Raw genomic sequence first — 23,209 nt, 5'->3', positions numbered from 1 at the left:
CCACCGCCCGTCAGCCGGTCCGGTGCCCGAGCATCTCCTCGAGGGGGCCACCCCTGGCGAGCGCCGGCCCGTCCGGGCGCTCCGGCGCTCGACCAGGGGCGGGCAAGGACGACGGTCACGCGGCCGTCAGCGCCTCCGTCGGCGACAGCCGGGACGCGCGGGTCGCCGGATAGAGGCCGGCGAGCCCCCCGATGACGACCGTCGCGCCGACGGCGAGCCCTGTCGCCCACGGCGGGACCACGGTGGGCCACCCCTGGAGCGTCGAGTACAGGGCGGTGACCGCGACACCGAGCAGCACGCCGCCCGCTCCCCCGAGCGCGGAGAGCAGCACCGCCTCGACGAGGAACTGGTTGCGGATGTCGCCCCGGGTGGCACCCAGCGCGCGGCGCAGCCCGATCTCGCCGCGCCGCTCCAGCACCGAGACGACCATGGTGTTGGCCACGCCGATCCCCCCGACCAGGAGCGACACGGCACCCAGGCCCAGGAGCAGGGCGCTCAGCGTGCTGTCCGCCGCGTGCTGCGCGGCCAGCGCGTCCGACGGACGTGACACGTCGGCCTCGTTCGGCGCAGCCGGGTTCGCGGCCCGGGCCAGCATGCCCTGCACGGTGCCCACCGCGGCCGGGTTCGCCCGGGCGTAGACCGTGGTCGGGTACCCGTCGAACCCGAGCAGCCCGGTGGCCGCCGGCCAGCCGATCAGCGCCGCCGTGTCCAGCTCCGGGGCGAGCACCACCGGACCCAGGATGCCGACCACGGTGAACCACTGCCCGCCCAGGTACACCTGCTGGTCGGGGCCGACCGACCCGACGCCGAGCCCTGCGGCGGCGTCGGCCCCCAGCACCACGGCCGGGTAGTGGGCCGTGGCGTCGTTCAGGAAGGTGCCGGAGAGCACCGCACCGCCCACGGTGTCCAGCAGGTCGAGCTGGGCAGCCGTCACCGCGATGCTGCCCGACTCCGCGGTGGGCACATGGTCGTTCCGGTACACCCGGGCCCCGCCGACCACGCCGGTGGCGCTCACCGTCTCGACCAGGTCCAGGTTCTCGACCATGGGGACCGACTCCGGGGGTAGGTGCGCCTCCTCGCCGAGCAGGCTCTGGCCCGGGCTGACGGTGAGCAGGTTGGTGCCGAGCGCGGCCATCTGCCGGTCGAGGTCCTCGCGGCTCGACGAGGAGATGCCCACCACGGAGACCATCGCCGCGATACCGATCGCGATCCCGAGCGCCGACAGGACGATGCGGACCGGACGTGAGCGCAGCCCGGAGCCGCCGGCACGGAGCAGGTCCGCGCCGGACAGGCGGGCCGGCCGGAGCCGGGCGGGTCGGGCGGTCACGAGGGGGCTCCGGCCGGGCTGCTGTCGGCGACCTTCGCGCCGTCACGCACCTCCACCTGCCGGGGCAGGGAGGCGGCGATGTCCCGGTCGTGGGTGATGACCACGACCGTGGTGCCGGCACCGTTGAGCTCGCGCAGCAGGTCCATGACTCCGCTCCCGGAGGCCGAGTCAAGGTTCCCGGTGGGCTCGTCGGCGAGCAGCAGGAGCGGGTCGCCGACGACGGCGCGCGCCACCGCGACCCGTTGCCGCTCGCCGCCCGACAGCTCGTGCGGACGGTGCCCGGTCCGGTGCGACAGGCCCACCCGGTCGAGGGCCCGCCGTGCGCGGACGAGCCGTTCGGTGCGCCGGGTCCCGGAGTACAGCAGGCCGTCGGCCACGGCCTCCAGCACGGGCACACCAGGCGCGAGATGGAACTGCTGGAAGACGAAGCCGATCGTCCGGGCGCGCAGGGCGGAGAGCTCGGCGTCCGCGAGCGATCGGACGGCGTGGCCGTCGATCGCGACGCTGCCGGTGGTGGGCCGGTCGAGGGTGCCGAGGATGTTGAGCAGGGTCGACTTGCCCGAGCCGGACGGGCCGACGATGCCCACGAGCTCGCCGCGCGTGATGCGGAGCGAGACCTGCCGCAGGGCCGTGACGCCGCCCGGGTACTCCTTCGAGGCGTCGTCGAGGAGGGCGATCGGTGGCGGCGCGCTCATTCCGCCACCCCGACCGTGACGCCCTCGGCGATGCCGGGGCCGCTGACCTCGACCATGCTCTGCGCGAACATGCCGGTCTCGACGGGGACGAAGGCGGTGGTGCCGTCCTCGACGACCTCGACCGTGTACCCGCCGTCCGGGGCCGCCACCAGTGCGGTGACCGGCACCATCAGCACGTCCTCCCGTTCGCCGGTGACGATGCGCAGGGTGACGGGCGCGGAGTCGAACCCCCCGGCCAGCGCCTCCGGGTCCTTGATCTGGACCACGACGGTCACGAACGTCTCCTCCTCGATCTCCTGGGCAACCTTGCCCACGCTGCTGACCTTGCCGTCCACGGTGGTCCCGTCCGGCAGCGTGATCGTCGCCGGGTCGCCCTCGGCCACCAGGTGCTGCAGCTCGACGTCCAGCGGGATGGTCGTCACGGGCGTGGTGCCGGTGTAGGTGACGACCTGCTGGTTCGGTTCGGCACCGAGGTGGCTGCCGGGGACGAGACCGCCGAGCGCGATCCGGATGTCGCCGTCGTGCACGAAGACCTGGCCGGGGGCGACGGTGCCGGTCTGCGGCCAGCCGACGTCGGCCTGCCAGGTGGAGACGGCCGCGGCGGTCGCGCTGTCGTAGGTGTCGTCGACCTCGAGGTCGGTGTGGCCCAGGTCGTGCAGGCTCTGTTCGAGCTGTTCGACGTCGCTGCCCACGGAGCCGACGCCGAGCACCCGGTACGACTGGACGGTGCCGTGCAGCAGCAGCACGGGCTCGTCGTCGACGGCGTAGACCGGCTCCCCGAGGCCCACGGTCGTGCCGGCCTCGGCGACCCACGTCACCACGCCGGAGTCCTGCTGCGCCACGAGCCCGACCGGCTCGCCGTAGGAGATCAGCCCGCCGACCTGCTGGGTCTGGGTGAGCGTGCCGCGGGTGACCTCGGCCGTGGCGGGCGGCAGCCCGTCGGTGTCGGGGGGCGGCGCCGCGCTGCCGCCGAAGCCGTGGGCAGCGACGAGCGCCGCCCCGGCGGCCGCGACGACGCCCGCCCCGACCAGCAGGCGCCGTCGGACACGCGCCGTCCGCTCGCGACCGGGTGTCCTGGTCCGGGGTGTCACGGTCACTCCCCGCTCAGGATGTCGCCGCAGGCCTCGGCGGCCTGCTGGTAGGTGGGGTCGGCGCGGTCGATGCCGGTGTCGCCGAACAGCCCCTCGGGCCCGGGCTGCGGGTCCGGGAAGTCGGGCAGCCCGTTGTCGCGCATGCACTCGGCGAAGGCGAGGTAGACGTCCATGTCCTGGCCGCTGGTCTCGCCCCGGATGCCGGCGGGCAGCAGGTCCTGGCACTGCTCCATGGCGTCCTGCACGGCGGCGCTGCTCGGGTCCACCGAGTCGGCGAACTGCGGCAGGCCGGTCTCCGGGTCGGGGTCGGACACCTCGACGCCGTGGTCCCGCATGCACTGGGCGTAGGCCTGCGCGTCGGGTGTCGGCTGCGCGGGGTCGCCGGTCCCGGCGGTGGTGCCCGACCCGGCGTCCGGCGTCGTCCCGGGTGCGGTGCACCCGGTCAGCAGCAGCGCTGCCATGAGCGTGCCCGCCGCCGCGGCGAGGCTCCGTCGTGTTCTCACATCGTCCTCCAGGCTGGGGCGGCGTGGTCCGCCGCCGGTGGGACCAGTCCACGGGGCCGCCCGTAACGCCGCGGTAACCACGGGTGAGCCTGGTTATCCCGGCGTTATCCGTGATCGGCGACACTGGGTCACGGGTGCCGAGGAACGAGGGAGGCCGGCGATGCGGGTGCTGGTGGTCGAGGACGAGCCGCGCCTGGCGGCCGCGATCGCGGAGGGCCTGGGCCGTGAGGCGTTCGCCGTCGACACGGCGCTGGACGGCGGGCGGGCGCTGGAGAAGGTCGCGGTCACGGACTACGACGTCGTGGTGCTCGACCGCGACCTGCCCGTGGTGCACGGTGACGAGGTGTGCCGGCGGATCGTGGCCGGCCCCGGCCGGTCCCGGGTGCTCATGCTGACCGCGTCCTCTGCCGTCCGCGCCCGGGTGGAGGGCCTGGCGATCGGCGCGGACGACTATCTCACCAAACCGTTCGCCTTCGCCGAGCTGTCGGCCAGGGTGCACGCGCTCGCCCGCCGTGCGCTCCCGGCGGTGCGCCCGGTGCTGGAGCGGGGCGACGTGCGCGTCGTCCAGTCCACGCGGGAGGTCACCCGGGGCGGGGTCGAGGTCGCGCTCGCGAACAAGGAGTACGCAGTGCTGGTCGAGCTGCTCCGCGCGGACGGTGCGATCGTGTCGGCCGAGGAGCTGCTGGAGCGGGTCTGGGACGAGCACACCGACCCGTTCACCAACACGGTGCGCGTGACGCTGATGAAGCTGCGCCGCAAGCTCGGCGACCCGGACATGATCCGCACCGTCCCGGGCGCGGGGTACCGGATCCCATGAGGGGCCTCGGGCTGCGCGGCCGGCTCACCGTCCTGTACGGCACCCTGTTCCTCGTCGCCGGGGCCGCGATCCTCGGTCTGCTGTACCTCGTGGTCCAGGACCGGCTGGAGGCGGAGCTCGGCAGCGAGGCCGCGGACGACCGGCTGGCGCTGGTGCGCCAGGAGGCCGCGGCGTCCGGGCGGGACACCGTCACGCTGCCCGACGGCTCCGCCGTGCCCGTCGAGGACATCGCCGCCCAGATCCAGCAGGGCCGTGAGGACATCAAGGACGCCGCGCTGGACTCCCTGCTCGTCCAGGGCTCCCTGGTCGTGCTCGCCGTCGGTCTGGCCGCGGGCGCGACCGGGTGGGTGGTGGCGGGCCGGGGCCTGCGGCCCCTGCACGCCATCACGAGGACGGCGGAGCGGATCGCGAACGCGCGCGGACCGGAGCGTGACCTGTCCGAACGGCTGGCCCTGACCGGGCCGCGGGACGACATCAGGCGTCTGGCGGACTCGTTCGACGCGATGCTCACGTCCCTCGACGCCGCGTTCGACGCCCAGCGGCGGTTCGTCGCCAACGCCTCCCACGAGCTGCGTACTCCCCTGGCCCTGGAGCGCACGCTGATCGAGCTGGAGATCACGAAGCCCGCGGTACCCGGCGAGACCGCCCACCTCGGGCGGACCCTGCTGGAGCTCAACGAGAAGAGCTCCGCCCTCGTCGACCGTCTCCTGGTACTGGCCGACAGCGCGAACCCGGTCGAGCACCCGGTCCGTGTCGACCTCGCCGACCTCGCCCGCGCCGCGGTCGCGACCGTCACCAGGGTGCAGCGGCACGACATCGAGGTGCGCACCGACCTTCGCCCGGCCCCGGCCACCGGCGACCCCGTGCTGCTGGAACAGCTCGTCCGGAACCTGGTCGAGAACGCCCTCGTCCACAACGTCGACGGCGGCTGGGCGGCGGTGTCCACGGACACCGAGGGCGGCGCGGCGGTGGTATGCGTGAGCAACACCGGCCCGCGCGTGCTGCCGCACGAGGTGGACGGCCTGTTCGAGCCGTTCCGGCGCCACCGCGCCGACCGCACGCAGGCCGTCGAGGTCGGCGCCGCACGCACCGGCTTCGGGCTCGGCCTCGCCATCGTCAAGGCCGTGACCGACGCCCACCACGGCACTCTCCGCGCCCTCGCCCGGCCGGAGGGCGGCCTCGAGGTCCGGGCGACGCTCCCGGCCCCGGGGCCCGTGGACGCCGGCGCCGCCTAGACCGTCCGTGCCCCCAGCCACGGCGCCAGGTGGTCCTCCCGCCAGAGCCAGGCCACGCCGTCCGACACCTCCTCGGGTGTGCACAGGGCGGCCCCGAACGCCTCCAGCAGCCGCTGCCGCTCGGCGCCGGTCCCGTCGGCGGCCCCCACCACCACGATCCGGGTGTGCGGCACCGTCCCGGCGCACACCTCCGACCACGGCCCCAGGTCCGCGACCGCGAGCTGGCCGCCCGCGCCGTCCCACAGGCAGGCCAGGCCGGGCCGGTCGGCCACGTGGAACACACCGCGGGCCCGCAGGCGGCCGGCGCTGAGGTCCTCGATCCGGTCCAGCAGCCGCTCCGGGTGGAACGGCAGGGACGAGCGCAGCTCCAGCGTCCAGCTCCCGTCGCCCGGAACGGTGCCGCTGACCACCACCGCGCCCAGGGGGTGAGCCCGGCGTTCGGCGCGGGACGGCGAGTGGCGTCCTGCGGCGAGGCCGGCGGCGGTCACGGCGTGCAGGCCGTCCACGCGTCGCGTCCCGGCACCGCGCAGCCGGTCCAGCAGGCCCGACGCCGTCGCACGCACGGCATCGGCACCCAACCCTGAACCTGAGGTCGAACCTGAGGCCTCGCCCCGGCACGCCACCACGAGGTCCGCCTGCTCCACCTGCGCCGCGAGCGCCTCCCCCACCGAGCGCTCGTCGTCGGCCGTGAGCTCCAGGCCGCGTTCGGTGAGGGTGTCCTCGCCGAGCAGGTCGTCCTCGAAGGCGTCCAGGTCGATCACGGCGAGCGACGTCGCGATGCGGGTGTGCGCGAGCTGGCCGCCGGGCGCGGTCTCGGCGGCGAGCGCCCGCGCGGCCGGCAGAGGCTCCGCGCTGACCGGCAGGGCGAGCAGCACGTGGGACCAGCGGCCGTCGTGGGCGAGGCGGGCGATGGTGGGCACGGCGTCCTCCCGTACGGCGCAGGAGAGGCAGGCGTGCTCCAGGGGGACGAGCACGTCCTCGAGCACGCCGGTGGCGTCCTGGACCACGCGGCGGAGGTGGTCGGTGTGGATGTCGTGGCGTACGGCGACGACGCCGGGGGCGTCCATCAGCAGGCCGAACAGCGCGGAGTCGCGCAGCACGGGGTCGGTGCACGCCAGGACGCTGACCGGGATGATTCCGTGGCGCCGGCTGGTTCGGTCTCCGGTGGGGAACATGCTGCCTCCTCGCCCGGGGCCGGCCGTGGTGGCAGCCACGACCGGCCCGGAATAATTGATAACCGTTCTCAGTTCTGGTTCACTGTAGCGCGTCATGAGAACGGTTCTCATCCACGGCGGCCGCGAGGTCGGCGGAACACGCGGCGAGCCCGCCGCGACAGGAGGTCAAGTGTCAGCCAGATGCCAGGTGCTCGGCACCGTGCCGGGTTTCGGCCACTCGGTCTCGCACTCCCACGTGCGGACCAAGCGCCGGTTCGACCCGAACATCCAGAAGAAGCGGTACTGGGTCCCGTCGCTCGGCCGTCACGTCACGCTGCGCGTGAGCGCCCGCGGCATCAAGACGATCGACCGCCGGGGCATCGACGTCGTCGTCGCCCAGATCCTGGCCCGAGGGGAGAAGGTCTGATGGCCAAGAAGTCGAAGATCGCCGCCGACGCCCGGCGCCGCGAGCTGGTCGCCCGGTACGCCGAGCGCCGCGCGGAGCTGCGGCGCACGCTGCGGAACCTGGACCTGCCCGACGCCGAGCGCACGGCCGCCGTCCGCGAGCTGGCCCGCCAGCCGCGCGACGCGAGCCCCACCCGCGTGCGCAACCGGGACGTGGTGGACGGCCGGCCCCGCGCCTACTCGCGCAAGTTCGGCCTCTCCCGCATCCGGTTGCGCGACATGGCCCACCGCGGCGAGCTGCCCGGCGTGACCAAGTCCAGCTGGTGACCTGACCCCCGAACCGAGAAGGAGGAGCGCCCCATGAAGGTTCGCGCATCCCTGCGTTCCCTGAAGGACAAGCCCGGCGCGAAGGTCGTGCGCCGCCACGGCAAGACGTTCGTGATCAACAAGCTCAACCCGCGCTGGAAGGCGCGCCAGGGCTGAGCGGAAGGAGCAAGCGATGAAGAACATCCACCCCACCTACGGCCCGGTCGTCTTCCGGGACGCGAGCGCCGGCTTCACGTTCCTGACCCGCTCCACGCTCGCGGGCGACACGGACTCCGGCCCCGGCCGCCCCACGGCGACCATCGAGTGGTCCGACGGCAACACCTACCCGGTGGTCGACGTCGAGATCAGCAGCGCCAGCCACCCGTTCTGGACCGGTTCGGCCCGCGTGGTGGACACCGCCGGACGCGTCGAGAAGTTCCGGCAGCGCTACGCCAACCGCGGTAACGACAACAGCAAGGGTGGTAAGTGATGGCCTCGCGCACCGACCTCCGTCCCGTCATCAAGCTGCGCTCGACGGCGGGCACCGGGTTCACCTACGTGACCCGCAAGAACCGGCGCAACGACCCCGACCGGATGGTGCTGCGCAAGTTCGACCCCGTGGCCCGCAGGCACGTCGACTTCCGCGAGGAGCGCTGACCGCAGCGCTCCCGAGCGCCGACTGAGAGGAGGCCGCCGTGGCGGTCCCCAAGAGAAAGATGTCCCGCTCCCGCACCCGGTCGCGGCGCGCGCAGTGGACGGCCCAGGCACCTGAGCTCGTCCCCGTGACCACACCGGACGGACGGCAGGTCCGGGTTCCGGCCCGGCTGGTCCCAGCCGTCCGGCGCGGCCTGGTCGTCCCCGACTGAGCCCGTCCGCACGAACGCCCGCCCGGCCTCCCGAGGGAGACCGGGCGGGCGTTCGTCGTGCGTCAGACCGTCGCGGGCGCGTCGACCACGACCTCCAGGCCGGCCACGATCTCGTCCGCCCAGGCCTTCGCGCGCCTGCCCGAGGGGTCGGCCACCAGCACGTGGCCGATCCGCTCGTTGTTGTCGCCCGGCCGCACGGCCCGGCCGGGCGCGGGCAGCTCGTGGCCGGCCACGCGCTCGTCCTCGGCCAGGCGTTCCGCACCCCGCACACCGCGCACGACGCCGTCCGACGGCGCCAGGAGGAACGTGACCGCCGCGCTGGCCGCCGCCGCGGGGCCCGGGGCGGGCTCGCGGCCGAGTGCCAGGTCCACGAGCACCCGCAGCGGGTTGAAGCCCGTGACCAGGCGCACCAGCTCGAAGATGTAGCCACCACCCTGCCGCGGGTTCACCTCGACCAGCCGGGGCCCGGCCGCCGTGAGGCGCACCTCGGTGTGGCTGATCCCGTGAGTCAGCCCGACGGCGTCGAGCACCGCGACGACGTGCTCCTCGATCGCCGCGCGGTCGGCAGGGTCGAGCGACGCCGGGAACAGGTGCCCCGACTCGACGAAGCCGGTTCCGGCCTCGACGTCCGGTTCGGCGACCGACTTCGCGGTGATGCCCAGCACCCGCGTGACGCCGTCGCGGGTCACGGCCTCGACGCTGTACTCCGGCCCCTCCAGCACCCGTTCGAGCAGGGCGAGGCGCTCCAGCGGCTGGTCGCGGGTGTTGCGCTCGGGGCCGGTGACCTCCGCGAAGGCGACCGCGAGACCGGACTCGTCGGTCACCTTGCGCACGGCGGTCCCGGAGTTCATGTCCACCGGCTTGACCACCAGCGGGTACCCGAGGTCGGCGGCGGCCTTGTGCGCCTGCGCCCACGTGGCCGCCACCGCGAACGGCACGTCCGGCACGCCCGCCGCGGCGAGCGCCCCGCGGACCAGGTGCTTGCGCGTGGCCGTGCGCAGCGCCTCGGCCGGTGCGCCCGGCAGGCCGAGCGCCTCGGCGACCACGGCCACCGCGGGCAGGTAGTAGTCGCACGTGGTCAGCACGCCGTCGACGGGGCGCCGCGTGGCGACGTCCCGGGCGGCGGCGACGAGCGCCGCGTCGTCGTTGGTCTCGGCGACCACCACCTCGGCGGCGAGCGCCAGCACGGGGTGAGGTGCGCCGCCGGGCAGCCGGTACAGGTCGGGGTCGCGGGTAACCAGCACGTACTCGTGACCGGACTCGCGCAGCAGGGGCGGGAGCATGAGACCGGTGGACTGCAGCCAGCTCTCGATCATGAGCAGGTTCGCCACGTCAGCACACCTCACCGGGGCAGGCGCTAACGGGAGTCGTTCTCAACATGCCGCACAGCCTGCCACGGATCCGCCGGCCGTTCTCGCCGTCCGTCCGCGACCTGTGGAAAACCAGGTCCGGGGCGTGCGAGGACCAGGCGGTGGACAGGCACCCCGGTTGTCACGGCATGCGGGACGAGTAGGCGAAGTCCGCACTCGCGAACTTCGCCTTCTCTAGCCCCCAGGCTACGGCCCCTCAGGCCACCTGTCGCGCCAGGATCGGGTCCCGACCCGACTGCTACAGCACCCCGTCCGGGAGCGACGGGTGTTCGTCCGCCGAGGGCTTCGGGCGTGGGATGAGCAGCGCCAGGACCGTGCACACGAGCGAGGCGAGCAGGCCGAGCAGGAGGGCCGTGCGGAACGCGTCGTCGGAGGGCACCGGGATGCCCTCGTACTCGGCGCCGCCCGCCGCGAGCACCCCGCCCACGACGGCGGCGGCCGACGTCGTGCCCAAGGACCGCATGAGGGTGTTCAGCCCGTTGGCGGCGCCCGTCTCGTGCGACGGCACCACCCGCATGATGAGGGCGGGCATCGCCGCGAACCCCAGGCCGATCCCGACACCCACCACGAGGTTGACCACCAGCACGGACCACACGTCCAGGTCGACCACGACGGCGATCACGTAGGACACCGCGATCACGGCCGACCCCGCGGCGAGCAGCGGCTTGGGTCCGATCCGGTGCTCGAGACGGCCCGCCACGGGCGACATGGCGAGCATCACGAGGCCGGACGGCATGAGGACCAGACTGGCGTGCATGAGGCTGAGGCCCAGGCCGCCGGCCGCCGTCGGCAGCTCGAGGAGCTGCGGGAACACGACGTTCGAGGCGAACAGCGCGAAGCCCATCGCGATCGAGGCGAGGTTGGTGAACAGCACCGTGCCGCGCGCCGTCACCCGGAGGTCCACCAGCGGCTCCTCGACCCGCAGCTCGTACCAGCCCCACACCAGCAGCACCGCGAGCCCGCCGAGCAGCAGCCCGAGCGTGCGGGACGAGCCCCAGCCCCAGTCGTTCCCGCGCGAGACCGCCAGCAGCACCCCGGTCAGGCCGAGTGCGAGCCCGGCCACCCCGACGACGTCGAGCCGGCCGCCCGTGCGCAGGGTGCTCACAGGTACCACCCACGCGACCAGCGCCAGCGCGAGCAGACCGATCCCGGCCGCGACCCAGAACACGACGTGCCAGTCGTAGCGCTCGGTCACGAACGCGCTGATCGGCAGCCCGAGCGCACCCCCGACGCCGAGGGTCGCACTGACCAGGGCGATGCCGGAACCAAGCCGGTCGCGGTGCAGCACGTCGCGCAGGATCGAGATGCCGAGCGGGACCACACCCATGCCCATGCCCTGCAGCGCCCGCCCGACGATGAGCAGCACCACCGACGGCGACAGCGCCGCGACCACCGAGCCCAGCGCCAGCAGCCCGAGCAGCGCGAGCGCGACGGTCTTCTTGCCGTACATGTCGCCGAGGCGCCCCGAGATGGGCGTGCAGATCGCCGCCACGAGCAGCGTGACGGTGATGACCCAGGCGGTCACGTCGCGGGACACCCCCAGCAGCACCGGCAGCTCCGCCTGGATCGGCAGCAGGATCGTCTGCATGAACGACGCCCCCATGCCGGCGAACGCGAGGACGGCGATCACCAGGCCCGGGCGCGGCATCCGCGTGAGACGGGAACGGTCCTGACCACCGGGAGGGAATCGGAACTTCATGCGCGGCGGACGACCCTTCGACGAGCGGACGGACCTCGGCACGCTCGGTGTGCTCGCAGCACGAGCACCGCCGGGGCACGAGGGGAATACCTGCACCTTACATAGTTGCCCGCGCCAACCGAGCCTCTCCGTCGCCAGGACAGGCAGGCACGCCCGATGAACCGCCGAGAACGGGCCCGTACGACCTAGGCTGCCGACATGCGCGTGCTGATCGTGGAGGACGAGCCCTACCTGGCCGAGGCCGTCCGGGACGGGCTCCGGCTGGAGGCGATCGCCGCCGACATCGCCGGGCACGGCGACGCCGCCCTGGAGCTGCTCGGCATCAACTCCTACGACCTGGTGGTGCTCGACCGGGACATCCCCGGCCCGTCCGGCGACGAGGTCGCCCGGCGGATCGTCGCGTCCGGCAGCGGCCTCCCGATCCTCATGCTCACGGCGGCCGACCGGATCGACGACAAGGTCTCCGGGTTCGAGCTCGGCGCCGACGACTACCTCACCAAACCGTTCGTGCTCCGTGAGCTCGTCATGCGCCTGCGGGCGCTCGACCGCAGGCGCGCGGTCAGCAGACCGCCCGTGCGGGAGGTCGCAGGCCTGCGGGTGGACCCGTTCCGCCGGGAGGTCTACCGGGACGGCCGCTACGTCGCGCTGACCAGGAAGCAGTTCGCGGTGCTCGAGGTGCTCGTCGCGGCCGAGGGCGGCGTCGTCAGCGCCGAGGAGCTCCTGGAGCGGGCATGGGACGGGAACGCGGACCCGTTCACCAACGCCGTGCGCATCACCGTCTCCGCGCTGCGCAAGCGACTCGGCGAACCCTGGGTCATCGCCACCGTGCCCGGGGTGGGCTACCGCATCGACACGGGGTCGTCTGTCGACCCGGGTGCAGGGTCCGGCGCCGGGCAGGAGGTCGCGGACCATGACTAGGCGGCCCGGGATGAGCGTCCGCCTCAAGCTCACCCTCAGCTACGCCGGCTTCCTCATGGTGGCCGGCGTCCTGCTGCTCGCGGTGGTGTGGCTCTTCCTGCTGCGCTACGTACCCGAGGTGATCCACACGCCCGAGTCGAGCTCGCCGCCCGGATTCCCCGGGCCCTCGTTCATCCCCGACCAGGGCGACCTGACGCGCGCCTTCTTCCCGCGTGCCCTGGTCGCGCTGGGGCTCCTGCTCGCGTTCGGGTTGCTCGGCGGCTGGCTCCTCGCCGGCCGCATGCTGAGCCCGTTGAGCCGCATCACCGAGGTCACCCGGAGCGTGGCGCAGGGGTCGCTCACCCACCGGATCCGGCTCCCCGGCCGGCGTGACGAGTTCCGTGAGCTCGCCGACGCGTTCGACACCATGCTCGCGCAGCTCGAGGCCCACGTCACCGAACAGCAGCGGTTCGCCACCAACGCCTCGCACGAGCTGCGCACCCCGCTGGCGATCACCCAGGCGCTCCTCGACGTCGCGCGCAGCGACCCCGACACCGACGCCCACGAGCTCGTCAGACGGCTCCATGCCGTCAACGCCCGGGCGATCGACCTCACGGAGGCCCTGCTGCTGCTCAGCCGCGCCGACCAGCGGACCTTCGCCCGGGAACCGGTCGACCTGTCCCTGATGGCGGAGGAGGCCACCGAGACGCTGCTCCCCCTCGCCGAGGAACGCGGCATCACCCTCGAGACCTCCGGCGACATCACCCTGGCCGGCGGATCGCCGGCTCTCCTGCTGCAGCTCACGACGAACCTCGTGCACAACGCCATCGTGCACAACCTGCCCGACCACGGGACCGTGTGGGTCAGCACCCGGACCTCGCCGCGTGGCGCGCAGCTCACCGTCGAGAACACCGGGCCGGCCCTCACCCCGATGCTCGTGTCGACCCTCACCGAGCCGTTCCGGCGCGGCGCCGCCCGGATCCGCAGCGATCACGCGGGCGTCGGTCTCGGCCTGGCGATCGTCAGGAGCATCACCCAGGCGCACGACGGGACCCTCACGCTCGTGCCACGGCCCGACGGCGGACTCCGCGTCACCGTGGAGCTGCCTGCCACGCAGAGCCCGTAGGCACCTATCGGCGACGTATCGAAAAACCGAGACGTCCTGGCAACACCGCCCCCGCTGGGCTGGGGGCATGACCCGACAGAACCTCTCGGTACCCCCGGCGCACGCCACCGCTCGCACCAGGCGCACCCGCGGTCGCCCGACGGCGGCACCGCTGGCCGCCGCCGTCCTGCTGCTCGTCGCCCTCGGCGCCTATCCCCTGCTCGACCGTGCCGGCTCGCCCGTGGTCCAGGCCGTCGACAAGGTGCTCGACCCCGGATCGGCCCCGTCCGGGTCGACCGGTCTCGGGGGCGGCGAGATCCCCGGCGGCGCGGCCACGCTCGACGACGACCTTCCCGGGATCACCCGGCTGGACCCGGCGCTCGCCGACGCCGTGCGCCAGGCCGCCGCCGACGCTGCCGCCGACGGTGTCGAGCTCTGGATCACGAGCGGCTGGCGCAGCCCCGCCTTCCAGCAGAGACTGCTCGACGAGGCGGTCCGCGAGCACGGCAGCCTCCAGGCCGCCCGGCACGTGGTCGCCACACCGGAGACGTCCGCGCACGTCACGGGCAAGGCTGTCGACATCGGGCCGACCGAGGCGGACTACTGGCTCATCGAGCACGGCCCCGGCTACGGGCTGTGCCAGGTGTACGCGAACGAGATCTGGCACTTCGAGCTCCTGACCACGCCGGGCGGGACCTGTCCCCCGCTGCTGGAGGACGCCACGGCGGGCTGAGCCGCCCGCCCGCACCCCTTCGGCCGGCCGGGTCAGGGCGCCGGCCCCGACCCGGACCGGGTCAGGATTCCAGTGCGCCCGGCCCGGGGACGAGGGCGACCTCCTCCGGCGCGAGCTCCCGGCCGTCCTCGGCGATGAAGGAGAGGCGCACGGGCTCCTCCGTGTCCCGGTCGACGTAGGCGACCGAGGGCCCGAAGCCGGAGGGCCGGTGCACATCACCCCACGCGACGAAGGCCGCCATGACGGTCTTGAGCTCGGCTCCCGCCGGGGTGAGCACGTACTCGTCGCGCTGCCGCTGACCCGCGTCGCGGTACGGCTGCCGCTCCAGCACGCCGCCCTCGACCAGGGTCTCCAGGCGTGCGGTGAGCACGTCCGGGGCGATGCCCAGCCGCGCCCGGAAGTCGGCGAACCGGGTGACGCCGAAGAAGGCCTCGCGGACCACGAGCAACGTCCACTTCTCCCCCAGGATCTCCAGGCTGCGGGCCACGGAGCAGCGGGCGTTGCGTTCACGGGGCGTTGTGCTCATGACCACATCCTATCTGAGTTGTGGATTCCAACCTAGGTGCTAAGTTGTGAATCCCAACTCAGACAGGAGTCCTCCCGATGGCTTTCACCTGGGCAGCACGCGGCAGCCGCTGGGCGGCGGCGTCCGCCGTGGCCCTCGCGCTCTGGGCGTCGGCGGCGCCGACGCTGGTGTACCCCGTGTACGCCGCGCAGTGGCACCTGACGACGGCGGTCACCACCACGGTGTTCGCCGCCTACCCCGTCGCCCTGATCGCGACGCTCCTGCTGCTCGGCGGGCTCGCGGAGAGCGTGGGCAACCGTGGCGCGATCCTCGCCGGTCTCGGCGTCCTGGGCCTCGGCGCCCTCACCTTCCTGCTGGCACCGAACCTCGCGCTGCTGCTCGTGGGGCGCGCGCTCATGGGCGTCGGCGTGGGGCTCAGCCTCGGCCCGGCCACCAGCGTGATCGCCGCCTCCGGGCCGGACGACGGCCGGGACCGCACCGGCGCCGTCACCGCGGGGGCGTCGGCGGTGGGCCTGATCACCGCGCTGCTCGTCGGCGGCGCCACCGTGCAGTTCACCGCCAACCCGCTGCACGCGGCCTACGGGGTGCTGCTCGCCGGCGTGGTCGTCGCCGTGGTGGCGGCCTGGTACCTGCCGCGCCGCGCCCGGAGAGCTCCGGCACGCTGGCGCCCCCGTCCGCTCGCGGCGCCGCGGCACCGCCTGCCGTTCGTCGCCGGCGCGCTCGGCGTCTCGGCCGCCTACGCGCTCGGCGCGATCTTCCTCGGCATCGGCGCCCAGTTCGCCCGCGACACCGTGCGGTCCGACGACGCCTTCGTCAACGGCGTGGTGCTGGCCCTGTCCGCGGCCGCCATCGGGGTGACCGCCCTGCTGGCCGGCCGGCTGCGGGCGTCCACCGCGGTGCGCCTCGGCGCCGGAGCCGCGCTCGCCGCCCAGGGGCTGATGCTCGTCGCGGGCACCACCCACTCGATGCCGCTGCTGATCGCCTACTCCCTCGTGGGCGGCGCCGGCTACAGCCTCCTGTTCTCCGGCGGCGTCACCCTGGTCACCCGCAGCGCGAGCCCCGCGCACCGGGCCGCGACCACGTCGTCGGCCTATCTGGTCGCCTACCTCGTCCAGGCCGTCGTGGCCGTGAGCGTCGGCCGCCTGGCCACCGGGCTCGGCCTGCAGGTCGCACTCGCCGCGGGCAGCGCGACCGTCGCCGCGCTCGCCCTGGCTGCCGTCCTCACCGCCCGTGACCGGACAGTCGCGCCCGACGCGGTCAGACCCGCGGCGGTCACCCCCGCCGCGCCGTCCACCCCCACCGATTCCCCGTCCTACCACCTGATGAGAGCGAGCTCGTGATGACTGCCCTGAAGAATGCCGTGGTCCTGGTCACCGGCGCGAACGGCGGCCTCGGCCGCGCGTTCGTCGCCGAGGCCCTCCAGCGGGGCGCCGCCAAGGTCTACGCCAGCGCCCGGACCCCGCGGGAATGGACCGACTCCCGCGTGGTGCCGCTGCCGCTGGACATCAACTCCCCCGAGTCGGTCGCAGCGGCGGCCGAGCAGGCCGCCGACACGACGGTCCTGATCAACAACGCCGGGATCTCCGACGGCGGGCAGCCCGTGCTGACCACGCCGATCGACACCGTGCGCGCGGTGTTCGAGACCAACGTGTTCGCGCAGGTCGCCGTCACGCAGGCCTTCGCACCCGTGCTGGCCGGGAACGGCGGCGGCGCCATCGTCAACCTGCACTCGGCGCTGAGCTGGCTCGCCCTGGGCACCTACTCGGCGACCAAGGCGGCCTTCTGGTCGTTCAGCAACGCGCTGCGCGTGGAGCTGCTGGGCCAGGGCACGCATGTGCTCGGGGCCCACCTGGGGTACACCGACACTCCGATGATCGCCCGTCTGGACGTGCCCAAGGAAGACCCGCGCGACATCGTGGCGGCCATCTTCGACGGCCTGGAGGCGGGCGAGCCGGAGGTGCTCGCCGACGACACCAGCCGCCGGGTCAAGCAGGCGCTGTCCGGCCCGCTGTCGGCGCTCTACCCGCAGCTCCAGGCAGCGGCTTCCTGAGGCCCGCCCGTCCTGGCGCTTTGCGGCGGCGTTGCTGCCGCAGGCGTCAGGACGTCGCGCCTCCGGGCGTGCCCAGGACCCGCGGCACATCGCCCGCCGGGCCGGGGAGCGGGCGGTCAGGCCTCCGCCACCCCCGCCACCGCCTTGGTGCGCGAGCGCCCCGAACCGTCCTTGAGCACCACGTACTTCAGGTCCACGTGCGGTTCCAGCGCGCTGTACTTGTCGTTCGGCGCGCCGATCACGAGCTGGAAGCCCAGGCCGCGCCAGGCGCCCACGGCCCGGCCCGTGAACCGGGCGTCGGCCTTGATCAGGGCCTCGTCCAGGAACACCGGCGCGTAGCGCGGCCGTTCCGCCCCGGCGTCGCCGAGCTGGTAGCGCAGGGCGGCCCCGACGATGAACGCGACCAGCTCCTGCGACTCGCCACCGGACTTCTCGCCGATGCCGTCGTAGTGCGCCACGTGGTTGCCGTCCAGGTCCACCTTCTCGGCACTGAGCCGCACGTGCCGCCGCACGTCCACCAGGTCCGCGAAGTCGGGCGAGCCGCGGCGGATGCGGTCCACCACCCGGGCCATCCGCAGGTAGCGCCGCTCGCGCTCGGCGTCGGTGGCCTCACGGGTCAGCGCCTCGCGCAGGGAGCGCAGCTCCTTGCGGAACGCGCCGACGACGGCGGACTGGTTGTCGCGCGCGTCGATCCGGAGCCGGTGGTCGTCGTCCGCGAACGGCAGGTTCGCCAGGATCTCGTTGACCGGCCCGATCCGTTCCTTGATCTCGCGCACCGCCCCGGCCAGCGCGCTGTGCAGGTCGGTGAGGTCGTTCCCCGACAGCCGCAGCAGGCTGTTGCGCCACTCGGCCTCCAGCTCGTGCAGGCCGTTGGTCTCCAGGTCGGTGAGGATCCGCTCGTAGTCGGCGAACGACTCGTCGGGGTCGATGCCCAGGTTGGGGTCGTGCCAGCGTTCCTTGAACGTCTCGAACGTGCGCCGCAGCGCCTCGCGGGCCGTGCCGAGCGCGGTCTGCGCGGCCTCCCGGTCCGCCCGGAGCCGTTCGGTGGCCTGGCGCAGCGCACTGTCGAACGCCGCGAGCGCCTCCGCGGCGTCGCCGTGCCCGGCGTCGTGCCCGGAGTCGTGCCCGGCGGCGTCGAACAGCCCGTCGAGGTACTCACGCTGGTCGGGGGCGACGGTGATGCCGGCGTCCTCGGCGGTGTCGAGCGCCTGCTGGGCCGCGTCGACCTCGTCGGTGACGGCGGTCCAGCGCTGTTCGAGGGCCTCGGCCGCGGCGCGCGTCTTGCCGAGGTTCTGGTTGAGCTCGTCGATCTGCCGCTCGAGCGTGCCGGCCTGCTCGCGCAGTCGGGTGATCTCGGGGTTGCCCGCCGTGACCTCGTCGATCACGGCGGCCCACCGGTCGCGCTCGGCCTCCACCGCGGCCACGTCGACCTGGTCCCAGACGAGCCCGCTGACGGTGCGGCACGCGTCGAGCTCGTCGTCGTGCCGGTTCAGCAGGTCCTCGGCGTCCTGGACGTGCTGCTCCACCTCGGCGAGCCGGCCTCGGGCCCGCGCGATCCGTTCGTCGAGCTCGGCCAGCGCGCGGCCGTTGGTGAAGCCCAGCACGTTGCCGCGCAGGTTGCCGCCGTGCGCGCCCCGGTGCCCCTCGGACTGCTGCCCCGACCGGGTCAGGGCCATCGTGTGCTGCCCGAGCTGCCCGGGCGTGTCCACGCAGACGTACGCGAAACGCTGCGCCAGCTCGTGCTTGAGCCAGCCCGCGAACGGCCCGCCGCGCACGTCCAGGCGGCCGGGCAGGGTGCGCGAGTCGAGCCGCACGTCGTCGCGCAGGCCGGTGGGCACGCCCTCGAACCGGATGCGGGTGGTGGTGGGCACGCTGTCGATGGCCTTGCGGAAGGACTGGATGCGCGCGGTGTCGATGAGCATCTTGGTCGCGAAGCCGCCGAGCGCCAGGTTGAAGGCGCCGCGCCAGGGCTCGAACTCGGTGCGCACCTCCAGCAGCTCGCCCACGAAGGGCAGGTCCTCGGGTGTCAGCCCCGCCGCCTCGGCCAGCACGGCGCGGGCCCGGTGCAGGTGGTCGGGGATGTTGCCGCGCCGGTCCGCGGCCGCCGCCCGTTCGGCCTCCAGGTCGGCCAGCTCGGCGCGCGCGGTGCTGCGCAGCGCCATCGCCTCGCCGAACCCGTCCCGGGCCGCCTTCCTCGCACCGGCGTCGTCCAGGGCTGCTCGCGCGCGGGCAGCCACCGCGGAGAACTCCGCCTCGGTGGTGACCGTCGCCTCCAGCACGCCGAGGGCGTCGTCCAGACGCCCGCGGGTGCGCGCGACGTCGGCCAGCCGTGCGCGGACGCCCTTCAGCTCGCGCTGCGCCGTGGCCAGGCGGTCGCCGCCGGAGGCCCGCAGCGTCTCCTGCACGCCGTCCAGCTCCGCCTTGGCGGCGGCGATCCGGGACCCGGTCTCCGCCGCGAGCGCCTGCGCGTCACGGTGGCCCGCCTGGAGGTCGTGCTCGACGGCGCGCAGCAGGCCGAGCCGCCGCTCGTTGCGCCACAGCGCGGCCGGCGCGGCGTCGTCGGTGAAGGAGCCGATCTGGTCGATGACGCGCAGGCGCTCGCCGGAACGGCCGACGGCGGCGTGGTGCTCCCGGATGGGCGACAGTGCGCCCACCTGCTGCCGGGCGGTGATCATCTGCTCGCGGGTACCGGCGAGCTCGTCGAAGTGCTCCACGACCTCGTCGGCCTTCGCGAGCGTCTCCGGCTCCTCCAGGACCATCGCCTTGTACAGCGCGTCGACGGTGGTGATCTGCTGGCCGGCCTGGATGCGGCCGAGCAGGGCGACGGCCTTGTTGCCGTCGCCGGACGCGCCGATGCCGAGCGTCGAGTGCAGCCGGGCCGTGAGCTCCCGGTCGGTGTCGAAGGACACGAGCCCGGCGTCGGTCACGGCCGCGCGGGCGAACCGCTGGGCGGCGGCCCGCTCCAGGCCGCGCAGGTCGAACGGGCCGTCGCAGGTGGCGCGCAGCGCCACGACCTCCTCCAGCGTGCGCGCGGCGGCGGGCACGTACCAGGCGCGGACTGCGGTGAACTCGGTGCCGGACTGGTCGGCCCACGTCATGGCGATGGCCGACCAGGTGTCGCGCCCGTCGCCGCGCAGCACGCGCTGCCGGGTGCCGTCGTCGGTGCGCGACTCGTCGATCTTGCCGCGCGCGTAGGACAGGATGTTGCGCTGGTCCTTGCCGCGCGGCCGCCCCACGACGCTGCCGTTGGACGCCCCGTTGAACGGGGTGGTGTGCGGCATGAGCAGCGCGATGTAGGCGTCCATCAGGGTCGACTTGCCCGAGCCGGACCCGCCGGACAGCAGGGTCGCGGTGGGCGCCAGGCGCACGCGGTGGTGTCCGTCGTACCCGCCCCAGTTGACGAGCTGGAGGTCGCGCGCGACCCACTGCTGCCCCGTGGAGGCCGCCGGGATCATCCCGAACAGGGTGTCGATCATCGTCATCGTGCGTCCTCCTCGCCCGCCGCGGTGGCGGTGGTGTCCTCGTCGCGGACGCCGTTCTGCTCCCGCAGCCAGGTACGCAGCTCCACGAGCCGCTCGTTGCTCAGCACGATCTCGACCAGCGGGGTGACGCGGTACCGGCCCTCGGACTCCTCCTCGACGAGCCCCTCCTTCTCCAGCCGTCGGACGGCGTTGCGGATCTCGGTCTGCCGGGTGGCCAGGTTCCTGTCGTCGGGCTCGAAGTAGGTCAGCACCGTCTGCTCGACCTCCTCGACGTCGACGCGGGCGGACGACTCGCCCGCACCGCGCTCGCGCTGGAACACGGTGCGCAGGTGCACCAGGACGAGGGTCTCGGCGCGCGTGTAGGGGTCGTCCTTGAGCAGGATCGGCACCTCGGTCTCGGCGGAGCGCACCTGCTGCTTGTACGCCACGCCGCGGTCGTGGTCCACGACGAGGTGGACGTACAGGTCGTGCAGCCGGGACTCGATCACCTGCTGGTTCTCCAGCAAGGTGCGCCACTGCGCCCGGTCGCGGTCGGCCACCAGGAACCTGCGCTGCAGCAGGCGCACGAGCACGCGGCGCACGGAGGCGTCCAGCGTGCCGGTGTCGCCGGCGAACTGGCCGGCGTCGTCCTCCTCCATCGGGACCGGGTCGACGAACGCCTCGGCGGGCGGCTGCTCGCCCGCGAGCTCCTCGGCGGGGGCGTCCTCGACGGCGGTGTCACTCATCGTTCGTGTCCTTGTCTTCCCTGGCGTCCTGCGTGGTCCGTACCGTCACGCCGCCGAACGCGAACCGACGGCGGGACCCGTCGGGGCGCACGGCCTCGACGACGGCCACCTGGTCCGTCTCGGTCATGCCGTCCTGGTGGGCGATCTCCAGCAGCCCCAGCAGGTCGACCGGCCGTCTGATCCGTTCGGGTGCGGCGCCGAACGCCGCCGCGAGATCGGCCTCGCCGGACCGGCCCGCGAAACCGGCCGCGAAACCGGCGAGGTGCTCGCGCAGCTCGGCGTAGTGCGGGCCGCCCCACTCGCGGGCGCCGTCCTCCAGGTCGGCCTCCGCGTCGTCCCACGCGCGCAGCGGGGCGGGCGGCTGCGGCGGCCGCAGGTCGCTCGTCGACTGGCGCAGGTGCGCCACGCCGGCCACCGGCAGGCGGCGCAGCGGGGCCACCTCCTGGCTGCGCCGAGTGCCCGGGATCCAGCCCTGGAGGCCGATCATGACCTCGCGCAGCAGCTCGTCGACCTGCCGGTCGCGCAGCGGGTCGTGGTTGCGCACCTGCGTGGTGATGACGTGGGACGCCTGCCGCTGGGCCTTGATCACCTCCGCGACGCCCTGCTCGATCCGCCGCCCGATGTCGCGCAGCTCGGCCCGTTGCTGCGCCGGCAGACGGCCTGTGAACCGGTGCCGCAGCACCGTGTCGAGCTGGACGGACAGCTCGTCGATCCGTTCCGGGTCGCCGATCAGGCGCAGCGCGCCGGCGAAGGCGCGCCCCTCCGGCGTCGCGGTCATCACCTGCTCGCCGCGCTCCAGGTACTCGCGCAGCACGTCGCCCGACGGGCGCTCGTCCTGCCGCAGGGCCGCCACCACGTCACGCTGCATGGCCCGGAGCGACTCGGCGACGCGCGCGAAGTCGGCAGGCAGCTCGCGCACGAGGTGCAGCACGTTCTCCGCCTCCTCCAGCAGCTCGTCCTCACCCACCTCGTCGACCTCACCGGTCCGCTGGATCCGCGCCAGCTCGTCCTGGAGCCGCCTGATCTGCGCGTCCAGGCGCGACATCCGCACCAGCACGTCGGGGTCGGCGTCCTGCGCCAGCCGCTCGACGGCGTCCAGGAGCGTGCGCACGCGCGACTGCGAGACCCGCGCCCGCGCGCCCCCGGCCCGCCCTGCTACCTCCAGCGCGCCGACCGCGTGCGCCGAGAGCTGGTACACCTCCACGTCTCCGTCGACGATCTGCCGTTTCAGCCAGCCGACGTCGGCCCACTGGCGGCACAGCTCGCGCGCGCTGCCCAGCGGGATCGCCCGGGTGCCGTCGGCGTGCAGCTCGTAGCCCTGCGCCCGGAGCTGGTCGAGCGCGTCACCGATCTCGGTGTGCGCCTCCGCCACGGGCACGGTGGGCCGCTCGGGCGTGAACACGAGCGACAGCAGCGACACCACCAGCGGCGCGTACCTGCGGTGCAGCAGGTCGAGCATCGGCTCCTGGAAGGCGCGGAGCGCGCCGAGGTAAGCACCCTCTGCACGAGTAATCATCGCCGCTCAGAGTACGTGGGACCACGGACATCCACGCTCCCGTCGTCCACAGGCCCCGGCTCGCGGGCCGATCAGCCCGCCGGGGGCGTGACGGGTTCCCCGGAAGCGGGCGGCAGCAGCTGCGCCGCGAGCGAGCGAGCCGTCTCCGCCAGCGTGCCGACGTCCATCCCGGTGCGCCCCATGAAGGTCAGGCCCTGCTGCGCGGCGAGCAGCGCCCGGGCGGTCCGGACGGGGTCGACGGTGTCCGGCAGGTCGCCCTCGGCCTGCGCGCGGCGCACGGCCTCGGCCAGGACCGCCGTCGTCGCCTCGTACGCCTGCCGGGCCTCGGCCGCGACCACGGGATCGGCGGCCGCGAGCTCCGTGGTGCTGTTCGCGAGCAGGCAGCCCCGGCGGGCGGACGCGCCGTCGGGGTCGCCTGCCGTCGCCACCAGGAAGTTGCGCAGGGCGTCGATCGCGCGCGGCGCGGCGTCGACCGACCGGCGCAGCCCCCGTTCGAGCGACTCCACGTAGCGGCGCAGCACCCGCAGGAAGAGCTCGTGCTTGTCCCCGAAGGCGGCGTAGAGGCTGCCCTTGCCCAGCCCGCTCACCCGCATGAGGTCCTGGAGCGACGTGGCGGCGTAGCCCGCGTCCCAGAACTGGTCGCAGACAGCGTGCAGCACCGCGTCCTCGTCGAACTGTCTCGGCCTGGCCATGCGCCCAGGATAGAA

At 74.0% G+C, this 23,209-nt stretch carries 25 protein-coding genes; 13 read left to right on the top strand and 12 right to left on the bottom strand.

What is annotated here, in order from left to right; translation table 11 throughout:
• Positions 1–115: 115 nt before the first annotated feature.
• From ACIBBF_RS14785 to ACIBBF_RS14770, 4 genes are read right to left on the bottom strand one after another with little or no spacing between them, the layout of a single operon-like run.
• Positions 116–1,327, bottom strand: coding sequence for an ABC transporter permease (locus tag ACIBBF_RS14785; protein WP_397414497.1), 1,212 nt, complete (start codon positions 1,325–1,327; stop codon positions 116–118).
• The gene (locus ACIBBF_RS14780) at positions 1,324–2,022 is read right to left on the bottom strand and encodes an ABC transporter ATP-binding protein (RefSeq protein ID WP_397414495.1); all 699 of its coding nucleotides are present in this window, start codon (positions 2,020–2,022) and stop codon (positions 1,324–1,326) included. Before ACIBBF_RS14780 ends, ACIBBF_RS14785 begins: the two co-directional genes overlap by 4 nt.
• A complete protein-coding gene (locus ACIBBF_RS14775) occupies positions 2,019–3,119 on the bottom strand; it encodes a peptidoglycan-binding protein (protein WP_397414493.1) in 1,101 nt (366 codons plus the stop codon). Before ACIBBF_RS14775 ends, ACIBBF_RS14780 begins: the two co-directional genes overlap by 4 nt.
• Positions 3,116–3,616, bottom strand: a complete 501-nt coding sequence (locus ACIBBF_RS14770; RefSeq protein WP_397414491.1) for a hypothetical protein — start codon at positions 3,614–3,616, stop codon at positions 3,116–3,118. Before ACIBBF_RS14770 ends, ACIBBF_RS14775 begins: the two co-directional genes overlap by 4 nt.
• Before the next feature lie 160 nt (positions 3,617–3,776).
• On the opposite strand from ACIBBF_RS14770, the gene ACIBBF_RS14765 reads away from it, so the two are divergent.
• Together ACIBBF_RS14765 and ACIBBF_RS14760 are read left to right on the top strand one after the other, a co-directional pair.
• Positions 3,777–4,433: a response regulator transcription factor gene (locus tag ACIBBF_RS14765; RefSeq protein WP_397414489.1), complete on the top strand. Its 657-nt coding sequence runs from the start codon at positions 3,777–3,779 to the stop codon at positions 4,431–4,433.
• Complete coding sequence (locus ACIBBF_RS14760) at positions 4,430–5,668, top strand: sensor histidine kinase (RefSeq protein ID WP_397414487.1); 1,239 nt, start codon at positions 4,430–4,432, stop codon at positions 5,666–5,668. Before ACIBBF_RS14765 ends, ACIBBF_RS14760 begins: the two co-directional genes overlap by 4 nt.
• Here the strand turns inward: ACIBBF_RS14760 and ACIBBF_RS14755 are convergent.
• Positions 5,665–6,843, bottom strand: a complete 1,179-nt coding sequence (locus ACIBBF_RS14755) for a GTP-binding protein (protein WP_397414485.1) — start codon at positions 6,841–6,843, stop codon at positions 5,665–5,667. The genes ACIBBF_RS14760 and ACIBBF_RS14755 overlap by 4 nt on opposite strands.
• 169 nt (positions 6,844–7,012) lie before the next feature.
• Here ACIBBF_RS14755 and rpmB point away from each other — a divergent pair, with 169 nt between their 5' ends.
• From rpmB to rpmF, 6 genes are read left to right on the top strand one after another with little or no spacing between them, the layout of a single operon-like run.
• Positions 7,013–7,249: a 50S ribosomal protein L28 gene (gene rpmB, locus ACIBBF_RS14750; protein ID WP_119146075.1), complete on the top strand. Its 237-nt coding sequence runs from the start codon at positions 7,013–7,015 to the stop codon at positions 7,247–7,249.
• Positions 7,249–7,554, top strand: coding sequence for a 30S ribosomal protein S14 (rpsN, locus tag ACIBBF_RS14745; RefSeq protein ID WP_397414482.1), 306 nt, complete (start codon positions 7,249–7,251; stop codon positions 7,552–7,554). Before rpmB ends, rpsN begins: the two co-directional genes overlap by 1 nt.
• Positions 7,555–7,587: 33 nt before the next feature.
• On the top strand, positions 7,588–7,710 hold the full coding sequence (ykgO, locus tag ACIBBF_RS14740; RefSeq protein ID WP_020013141.1) for a type B 50S ribosomal protein L36: 123 nt from the start codon (positions 7,588–7,590) through the stop codon (positions 7,708–7,710).
• A gap of 16 nt (positions 7,711–7,726) precedes the next feature.
• On the top strand, positions 7,727–8,023 hold the full coding sequence (locus ACIBBF_RS14735; protein WP_397414480.1) for a type B 50S ribosomal protein L31: 297 nt from the start codon (positions 7,727–7,729) through the stop codon (positions 8,021–8,023).
• Positions 8,023–8,190 carry a 50S ribosomal protein L33 gene (rpmG, locus tag ACIBBF_RS14730; protein WP_119146081.1) on the top strand — a complete coding sequence of 56 codons (168 nt, stop codon included), beginning with the start codon at positions 8,023–8,025 and terminating at the stop codon, positions 8,188–8,190. Before ACIBBF_RS14735 ends, rpmG begins: the two co-directional genes overlap by 1 nt.
• A 38-nt stretch (positions 8,191–8,228) precedes the next feature.
• Positions 8,229–8,399 (top strand): 50S ribosomal protein L32, encoded by a 171-nt coding sequence (gene rpmF / locus ACIBBF_RS14725; protein WP_397414478.1) that lies wholly within the window; start codon positions 8,229–8,231, stop codon positions 8,397–8,399.
• A 62-nt stretch (positions 8,400–8,461) separates the two neighbouring features.
• Here the strand turns inward: rpmF and ACIBBF_RS14720 are convergent, their stop codons facing one another.
• Positions 8,462–9,730 (bottom strand): ATP-grasp domain-containing protein, encoded by a 1,269-nt coding sequence (locus ACIBBF_RS14720; protein WP_397414476.1) that lies wholly within the window; start codon positions 9,728–9,730, stop codon positions 8,462–8,464.
• 277 nt (positions 9,731–10,007) lie between these two features.
• The gene (locus ACIBBF_RS14715) at positions 10,008–11,417 is read right to left on the bottom strand and encodes an MFS transporter (RefSeq protein WP_397414839.1); all 1,410 of its coding nucleotides are present in this window, start codon (positions 11,415–11,417) and stop codon (positions 10,008–10,010) included.
• Positions 11,418–11,666: 249 nt separating this feature from the next.
• On the opposite strand from ACIBBF_RS14715, the gene ACIBBF_RS14710 reads away from it, so the two are divergent.
• The 3 genes from ACIBBF_RS14710 (at position 11,667) to ACIBBF_RS14700 (ending at position 14,203) form a co-directional block, all read left to right on the top strand.
• Positions 11,667–12,386 (top strand): response regulator transcription factor, encoded by a 720-nt coding sequence (locus ACIBBF_RS14710; protein ID WP_397414474.1) that lies wholly within the window; start codon positions 11,667–11,669, stop codon positions 12,384–12,386.
• A gap of 10 nt (positions 12,387–12,396) precedes the next feature.
• Positions 12,397–13,491, top strand: coding sequence for a sensor histidine kinase (locus ACIBBF_RS14705; protein WP_397414472.1), 1,095 nt, complete (start codon positions 12,397–12,399; stop codon positions 13,489–13,491).
• Positions 13,492–13,558: 67 nt separating this feature from the next.
• Positions 13,559–14,203 (top strand): M15 family metallopeptidase, encoded by a 645-nt coding sequence (locus ACIBBF_RS14700; RefSeq protein WP_397414469.1) that lies wholly within the window; start codon positions 13,559–13,561, stop codon positions 14,201–14,203.
• Between the two features lie 61 nt (positions 14,204–14,264).
• Here the strand turns inward: ACIBBF_RS14700 and ACIBBF_RS14695 are convergent, their stop codons facing one another.
• Entirely contained in the window at positions 14,265–14,729 is a 465-nt protein-coding gene (locus tag ACIBBF_RS14695; RefSeq protein ID WP_397414466.1) for a winged helix-turn-helix transcriptional regulator, read from the bottom strand.
• A 77-nt stretch (positions 14,730–14,806) separates the two neighbouring features.
• Here ACIBBF_RS14695 and ACIBBF_RS14690 point away from each other — a divergent pair, with 77 nt between their 5' ends.
• Together ACIBBF_RS14690 and ACIBBF_RS14685 are read left to right on the top strand one after the other, a co-directional pair.
• Positions 14,807–16,069: an MFS transporter gene (locus tag ACIBBF_RS14690; RefSeq protein WP_397414463.1), complete on the top strand. Its 1,263-nt coding sequence runs from the start codon at positions 14,807–14,809 to the stop codon at positions 16,067–16,069.
• Positions 16,069–16,779: an SDR family oxidoreductase gene (locus tag ACIBBF_RS14685; RefSeq protein ID WP_397414461.1), complete on the top strand. Its 711-nt coding sequence runs from the start codon at positions 16,069–16,071 to the stop codon at positions 16,777–16,779. Before ACIBBF_RS14690 ends, ACIBBF_RS14685 begins: the two co-directional genes overlap by 1 nt.
• A gap of 116 nt (positions 16,780–16,895) precedes the next feature.
• Here ACIBBF_RS14685 and ACIBBF_RS14680 read toward each other — a convergent pair whose 3' ends face one another.
• From ACIBBF_RS14680 to ACIBBF_RS14665, 4 genes are all read right to left on the bottom strand, one after another.
• Positions 16,896–20,261: an ATP-binding protein gene (locus tag ACIBBF_RS14680; RefSeq protein ID WP_397414458.1), complete on the bottom strand. Its 3,366-nt coding sequence runs from the start codon at positions 20,259–20,261 to the stop codon at positions 16,896–16,898.
• A complete protein-coding gene (locus ACIBBF_RS14675; RefSeq protein ID WP_397414455.1) occupies positions 20,258–20,986 on the bottom strand; it encodes a DUF4194 domain-containing protein in 729 nt (242 codons plus the stop codon). Before ACIBBF_RS14675 ends, ACIBBF_RS14680 begins: the two co-directional genes overlap by 4 nt.
• A complete protein-coding gene (locus ACIBBF_RS14670; RefSeq protein WP_397414452.1) occupies positions 20,979–22,502 on the bottom strand; it encodes a DUF3375 domain-containing protein in 1,524 nt (507 codons plus the stop codon). The genes ACIBBF_RS14675 and ACIBBF_RS14670 overlap by 8 nt, the downstream gene beginning before the upstream one ends.
• A gap of 71 nt (positions 22,503–22,573) precedes the next feature.
• Positions 22,574–23,194, bottom strand: a complete 621-nt coding sequence (locus tag ACIBBF_RS14665; RefSeq protein ID WP_397414449.1) for a TetR/AcrR family transcriptional regulator — start codon at positions 23,192–23,194, stop codon at positions 22,574–22,576.
• Between the last annotated feature and the right edge of the window lie 15 nt (positions 23,195–23,209).

It is taken from the genome of Promicromonospora sp. NPDC050880 (genome assembly GCF_044456525.1).
In the GTDB taxonomy this organism is placed as follows: domain Bacteria; phylum Actinomycetota; class Actinomycetes; order Actinomycetales; family Cellulomonadaceae; genus Promicromonospora.
This window is presented reverse-complemented; position numbering and strand designations above follow the sequence as displayed.